The 5970-nt window shown below is 54.7% G+C and carries 6 protein-coding genes; 4 read left to right on the forward strand and 2 right to left on the reverse strand.

The window, feature by feature from the left end; genetic code table 11:
• Positions 1-94: 94 nt before the first annotated feature.
• A complete protein-coding gene (locus POG22_RS19520; RefSeq protein WP_498906868.1) occupies positions 95-958 on the reverse strand; it encodes a cyanophycinase in 864 nt (287 codons plus the stop codon).
• Positions 955-1140, reverse strand: coding sequence for a hypothetical protein (locus tag POG22_RS19525; RefSeq protein WP_498906869.1), 186 nt, complete (start codon positions 1138-1140; stop codon positions 955-957). The genes POG22_RS19520 and POG22_RS19525 overlap by 4 nt, the downstream gene beginning before the upstream one ends.
• 268 nt (positions 1141-1408) lie before the next feature.
• Between POG22_RS19525 and trmD the strand changes: the two genes are divergently transcribed.
• The 4 genes from trmD to POG22_RS19545 all read left to right on the forward strand — a co-directional run bounded on the left by trmD (position 1409) and on the right by POG22_RS19545 (position 5865).
• Positions 1409-2128, forward strand: a complete 720-nt coding sequence (gene trmD / locus POG22_RS19530; protein ID WP_498906871.1) for a tRNA (guanosine(37)-N1)-methyltransferase TrmD — start codon at positions 1409-1411, stop codon at positions 2126-2128.
• A gap of 175 nt (positions 2129-2303) precedes the next feature.
• Positions 2304-3692 carry a DUF1517 domain-containing protein gene (locus tag POG22_RS19535; RefSeq protein ID WP_498906870.1) on the forward strand — a complete coding sequence of 463 codons (1389 nt, stop codon included), beginning with the start codon at positions 2304-2306 and terminating at the stop codon, positions 3690-3692.
• A gap of 420 nt (positions 3693-4112) precedes the next feature.
• Positions 4113-5156, forward strand: a complete 1044-nt coding sequence (locus POG22_RS19540; RefSeq protein WP_063714797.1) for a fatty acid desaturase — start codon at positions 4113-4115, stop codon at positions 5154-5156.
• 190 nt (positions 5157-5346) lie between these two features.
• The gene (locus tag POG22_RS19545) at positions 5347-5865 is read left to right on the forward strand and encodes a COP23 domain-containing protein (protein WP_063714798.1); all 519 of its coding nucleotides are present in this window, start codon (positions 5347-5349) and stop codon (positions 5863-5865) included.
• Positions 5866-5970: the final 105 nt, after the last annotated feature.

Consider the following 5970-nt stretch of genomic DNA (forward strand, 5'->3'; position numbering starts at 1 on the left):
CCCCCCCCCCCCCCCCCAACACGATACCCCATCCCCACCGTTGCAGTCGTCGTCCGTTCACCCGTCTCTGCGTCGAAACTTCAGCCAACGCCTCCTAAGCACTCAAGCGTTGTTCGGGAAAATCCACCGTTCGCGTCTGCATATTGTAGCGATCGCCGTGCGTGAGAACGTGAACGCGGAGGTTGAACACGCTCAACGGATCGATCGCCCCGACGTTCGGTTCGTTCGTATATAACACTTCTCCGGGATCGATCACCGTCACTGTGCCTTTTCCCATCACCTCGATCGTATCTGCACCTTCAAACATGGCACAAGTATCTTCGTCGATACCGATTCCCAGGCGATCGGTATGACACGCGATGGCACTGATCAACCGGGCCATGCGATTTCGATTTTGAAAGTGTTGGTCTACAATGACTTGGGGCAAAATTCCCAAGCCCGTCGTCATATCCACCAGCGATCGATTGGGAGACTCGCCGCTTCCACCACCGGCGATCATGTGGTGTCCCATTACCGCCGCACCCGCACTCGTTCCAGCCAGTACGATTTCGCCCCGTTGCACTTGCAGTAAGATTTTCTCCATCAACGGCGTATCTGCCAACAGCGAACACAGCCGCAGTTGGTCGCCCCCCGTCATGAAAACCCCCGTACAGCCTTCGAGGTAGTTTTGCCAAATGGGGTCTTCCCCTTGATAGCGTTCTCGAATATCGAGGATTTGGACGGCTTTCGCACCCATATCCTCAAAAATATCGCGATAACGGTTGCCGATCGCGGCAGGCTCTCGGGATGCCGAGGGTATGATTGCAATACGAGCGTCTCGTCCACCCGAACGGCTGAAAAACGTCTGTAGGATTTCGCGCCCGTGAACCTTATCTTCCGCGCCGCCGATTACCAAAATAGTCGTTTGAGGGGAATGAGACATCGTCGGTTCGAGAGATTGAGAATCTGTCTGCATCATAGGAGTTTGGGGCGTAAGTTGGACTGAAGGCAACGGCGATCGGTCTGGACGTAACGACGAACGTGCCACGCACCGATCGACGCGAACGCGCTTTGAAACCGATCGGTCGCCGAACGAGCGGGTTGGCGATCGATGGAGAACGAGTCCCAGGCTGAGCCTGTAGCTTCAGTATTCGTTCGCACCACAGACCTCGTGCTACAGGCCAACGTTTTCGCACCTCGCGCCGACAAGTTGCAGGAAGTTCTAACGCTGAGTGACAGCAGAAAACGAGCGACTCGCCGCCAAATTAACGGTCGCACCTAAGCTCGTCTATCATATCACCTCGCGTTCGTTCTCCTGCACGGTCAGATCCGCTAGACCTTCGAGAAATTCGACAATTGCCGTCCGTCCGGTCGCCGTCGAACTGATAAAGTGAAAGTACATCCTATCCTTTGTCCGAACCTCAATTCTGTGAGATTTGATATCGTTACGCTATTTCCTGAATTTTTTTCTGGCCCGCTACAGGTCGGACTTCTCGGAAAAGCGCTCGACCGACAGATCGCCGAAGTTCACCGAACGAACCCCAGGGATTTCACCACAGACAAACATCGGCGGGTAGACGACGAACCCTACGGTGGGGGAGTCGGGATGGTCATGAAACCCGAACCACTCTTCGCGGCTGTCGAATCGTTACCCGTGTTGCCTCGGCGGGAAGTGGTATTTCTTTCGCCCCAAGGCGAACCGATGACGCAAAGCCTGTTTAAACAGTGGGCGACCGAGGCCGACCAACTGGTGCTGATTTGCGGACGCTACGAAGGCATTGACGAACGGGTCATGCACCTGGTAACGCGAGAAGTGTCCTTGGGGGATTTCGTATTGACTGGCGGTGAAATTCCCGCGCTCGCTTTAATCGATGGAGTCGTGCGCCTGCTACCGGGAACGGTCGGTAAAACGGCATCTCTAGAAGCCGATAGCTTTGAAGGCGGACTCCTCGATTATCCCCACTACACCCGTCCTCCCGTGTTTCGCGATTACGCCGTTCCCGAAGTGTTACTCTCGGGCAACCACGCCAAAATCGCCCAATGGCGGCGAGAACAACAACTCAGACGGACGCGGGAGCGCCGACCGGACTTATTGAGCGATGCTAACCTGGAAGAAACAGACGGCTACGAGCGATCGAGGCATTCGTAAGGCTGAATTTCAACGATCGATCGCTCCGAGAACGGCTTGTAGAAGATTTCGCCGCGCGATCGCCAAGGGTACTGTTCGGGAGTTCGCCATCGACCTGTAATCGTCGTTCGGACAATGCCGCCATCTTCAAATTGCTATCGGGTTGCCATGCTTTGATGCTTGACCCAACACAACCATGCGTAAGTTTAATCTTTTCCTCGCCAGTCTGCTAGCGGTCTGGTTCGTCAACCAGACGACGATCGATGTTAGAGAAAGACCCCCGATACCCCAATTCGGCGTCGAAACAGCCGAAGCCAAACGGAGTAGCGGCGGTCGCAGTCGCGGCGGGTCGTTCTCCCGTCCGAGTCGATCGTCTCCCTCCCGTTCTCGCAGTTCCTCGCCGTCCTCGAGCGGTAGCAGCAGCGGTAGCAGTACGCGATCGCGCACCCCTCAGCCGCGCAGCACTCCAACACCTCAGCCGCGCAGTACTCCAACATCCCAGCCGCGCAGCACTCCGACACCATCTTCAAGTAATAGCGGCCGGACGGGTGGTCGCGTTCGGGGCGGGTCGTTCCAGCGCACGCCGACCCCCGCTCCCACCTCTACACCGAACGCCGTCCCGCGATCGACGCCGACTTCGACGCCGAGACCGGCTCCTACGGGCGTTCCCGATCGCACTTCTCCGACTTACCAGCGCAATAACTACGAGTTAGAAGTCGAAGTCGAACAGCCCTCGCGCAATTACTACACCCCCGTCGTTCCCAACGCGCCGAGTGCGGGACGGGCCGAACCGGCTAACGCCAACACCGAATCCGTTACCACCCCTACAGTCGATCGCCAAACGGACTCAGACGCAGCGATCCGAAGTCAAACTCGCCGGTCTTCGGGGAATTCCTGGGTGAAGTTCTTATTGCTGCTGTTGGTTCTCGGGGGCGTTATCTTCCTCGTTTGGTGGCTGATGTCTCGCCAAGATCGCAACGCGAGCGATCGCACGGCGGCCGGGGTCGCTCGGGAGTTGGAGAACGATATCGTGACTGTCACAAAACTCCAAGTGGCACTGCTGGCGGAAGCGCGAACCGTTCAGTCCAAGTTGACCGATCTGAGCCGCGATGCCGACCTCGACTCCCGCGAGGGATTAGCTCAATACCTACAAGAGTGTGCGATCGCCCTGCTACGTCAACCCGAATATTGGACGCACGCTCGGGCGAGTTCCGAAACCTTCAAGAGTCGGGAAGCGGCCGAACAGGCATTCGGCCGAGAGTCGATCGCCGAACGCAGTAAGTTTAGCGCCGAAACCTTTTCCAATGTCGGCGGTCGCGTCCGAGAACGAGCGGCCGACCTCGACGAAGGAGTCGAACCGGCTGAATATATCGTGGTGACGATGTTAGTCGGAACAGAAGACGACAAGCCGCTGTTTGAAGGGGTCAATTCGGCTGAAGATCTCGAACAGGCGATGCAGAAAATCGCCGCCGTGACGCCGGACTATCTGCTGGTGTTCGAGCTACTGTGGACGCCTCAAGCGGAAACGGACAGTTTGACCGCCGAGGATCTGTTGACGGAGTATTCCGATATGGTTCCGCTTTGATGGGGCGATACTGACGGGGTTCGAGGGGAACACATTGAAGAAGGTTGAAACTCTCATGTTTGTGTTTGCGTGACCGTTTCCACTTCGCCTCGAAGTCCAAATGTCGTCTGTCCTCTCAGAACTACTGACACGACGACGATCGCGGTTGACATCGTCGTGTCAGTAGAGTCCCGATTCGATCGCACTGGATATCGAGCTTAAGGCGATCGCGATCGCCCGTCGTTTTTCGAGCGCGATCGCTCGAGAACGATCCCCAAAGTATGGTATAAAAGTTGAAGTTTTTTTTCGCTTTGCCGAAACCCTTGTGACAAGTTTCACTGGCTCAAAATTGGGGCGATCGACCTGTCGCCGCCAGTGAATTTTTTTTGTCTGAAATTTCGGCATTGAAAAACAGCCTGACAACAGTAGAGACATCTTTTCATGACCGGAGTATTGACGAAACCAGAAGCATCGAAACCACCTACACTCGATGCTGACGTTCGCATGAAAGACATTTTAAAAACGTTGCCACGAGACGTTTTTAAAAAACGTCCGATTCGAGCTTGGACGGCGTTTTTTACCGATATTGCCCTCGCCGCGATCGGCTATATTGGAATTGCCATTTCCCCTTGGTATTTATTACCGTTTTTGTGGGTATTTCAAGGAACTGTTTTGACAGGATGGTTCGTTCTCGGTCACGATGCAGGACATCGCTCTTTTTCTAATCGAAAATGGGTCAACGATCTCGTCGGTCACATCATGTTTTTGCCGCTGATTTATCCGTTTCACGGCTGGCGAATTCAACATAACTACCATCACAAACACACCAATAAATTAGAAGTCGATAACGCTTGGGATCCCTATCGTCCCGAAGTCTATCGCAACTTATCGGCGATCGAACGGGGCATCTACACCGCCGTTCGCGGGCGGTTCTGGTGGGTCGGTTCGATCGGACACTGGCTCGTCCAACACTTTAACTGGAACTTGTTTTCTGGCAAACAGCGAGAACAGGTGCGGTTTTCAGCATTGTTCGTTATCGTCGCCGCTTGCGTGGGCTTCCCGCTCCTCATCGCCACCACGGGAATCTGGGGATTCGTCAAATTCTGGCTGATGCCCTGGATGGTGTATCACTTCTGGATGAGTACCTTTACCCTGGTTCACCACACCCTCCCCGAGATTCAGTTTCAACCGGCCGAGGAGTGGAACGAAGCTCGCGCCCAACTGTGTGGAACCGTTCACTGTTCTTATCCGGCGTGGGTAGAAGTTCTCTGTCACGACATTAACGTTCACCTTCCCCACCACATTTCGACAGCGATTCCTTGGTACAACTTACGTCGCGCCCATCGCGCCTTAAAAGAGCATTGGGGAACCTATACGATCGAAAAAACGTTTTCTTGGTCGTTAATGAAAGAAATTACCGATCGCTGTCACTTGTACGACGCCCACCGAGGTTATCGATCTTTTAACGAAGGGCGAAACGGTTAAACGATCGCGATAAACCTCGAGCGATCTCGCTGTTATCGCCTCGGGCGGGTGTCGTTGCAGATCGACGCCCGCCATCATTTTGAGATACCTTGGAACCGAAACACAACCAACTTTCCCGATCGGGGAGCTTTTTCGATCGATTTCGCGTCGTAGCCGATATGACCCGAAACGAGAGTACGCAGCACGAACGATGAAGAACTTCTATCGATGGGCGATCGCGGGACTGATTGCCGCTCAACTTCCCCTCTTAGCCGCGAAATCGAGCGTCGCTCAACCGGCGACTGGTTTTGAATGTCGCACCACAGACGGCGTTCATTTCACCGTCGCCTTAAGTCAGGCCGGACGAGCTTCCGAGCCGATCGTAGTCTGGACGAGCGATGCGTTCAGTCAAGCTGGATATCCTCCCGCTCGTCGCTGTCAAGAAGTCACCGCACGGCTCAACGACCTCTTGCAAAACAACGGTCGAAGCCTGTCGGGGCTATATTTAACGGTCGGTCGCGTTAACAGTCAATCTGTTGTCTGTACGGTCAACAGCACCCGAGCCGGTTGTAACAGTACGAACGTTCTATTTACCCTCAGCGGTGCTAACAGTCGCAACCCCGAAGAGGTTCTCTACAGTCTCTCGAGTCGCATGAGTGGGACGAGCATTCAAGAATCGGGAGGCATTCCCTACGTCAACCTCGAGCAACTGGTCAACCAACATTTTTAATGGGGAGGTGAAGACAGCCTTTTACAGCGAGCAGTCAACAGTGAAGACAGCAAACAGATAACTGTTTCTCCCTTGCTCCCCTTCTCCCCCTCTCCCCCTCTCCCC

Source organism: Geitlerinema sp. CS-897, assembly GCF_028368005.1.
GTDB classification, from domain to species: Bacteria; Cyanobacteriota; Cyanobacteriia; order Cyanobacteriales; family Geitlerinemataceae; genus Baaleninema; species Baaleninema simplex.

Excerpts from the sequence above, each read along its gene's own strand:
- POG22_RS19520 (WP_498906868.1), bottom strand. The coding sequence starts at position 958 with ATGATGCAGACAGATTCTCAATCTCTCGAACCGACGATGTCTCATTCC.
- POG22_RS19535 (WP_498906870.1), top strand. The coding sequence starts at position 2,304 with ATGCGTAAGTTTAATCTTTTCCTCGCCAGTCTGCTAGCGGTCTGGTTC.
- POG22_RS19540 (WP_063714797.1), top strand. The coding sequence starts at position 4,113 with ATGACCGGAGTATTGACGAAACCAGAAGCATCGAAACCACCTACACTC.
- POG22_RS19545 (WP_063714798.1), top strand. The coding sequence starts at position 5,347 with ATGAAGAACTTCTATCGATGGGCGATCGCGGGACTGATTGCCGCTCAA.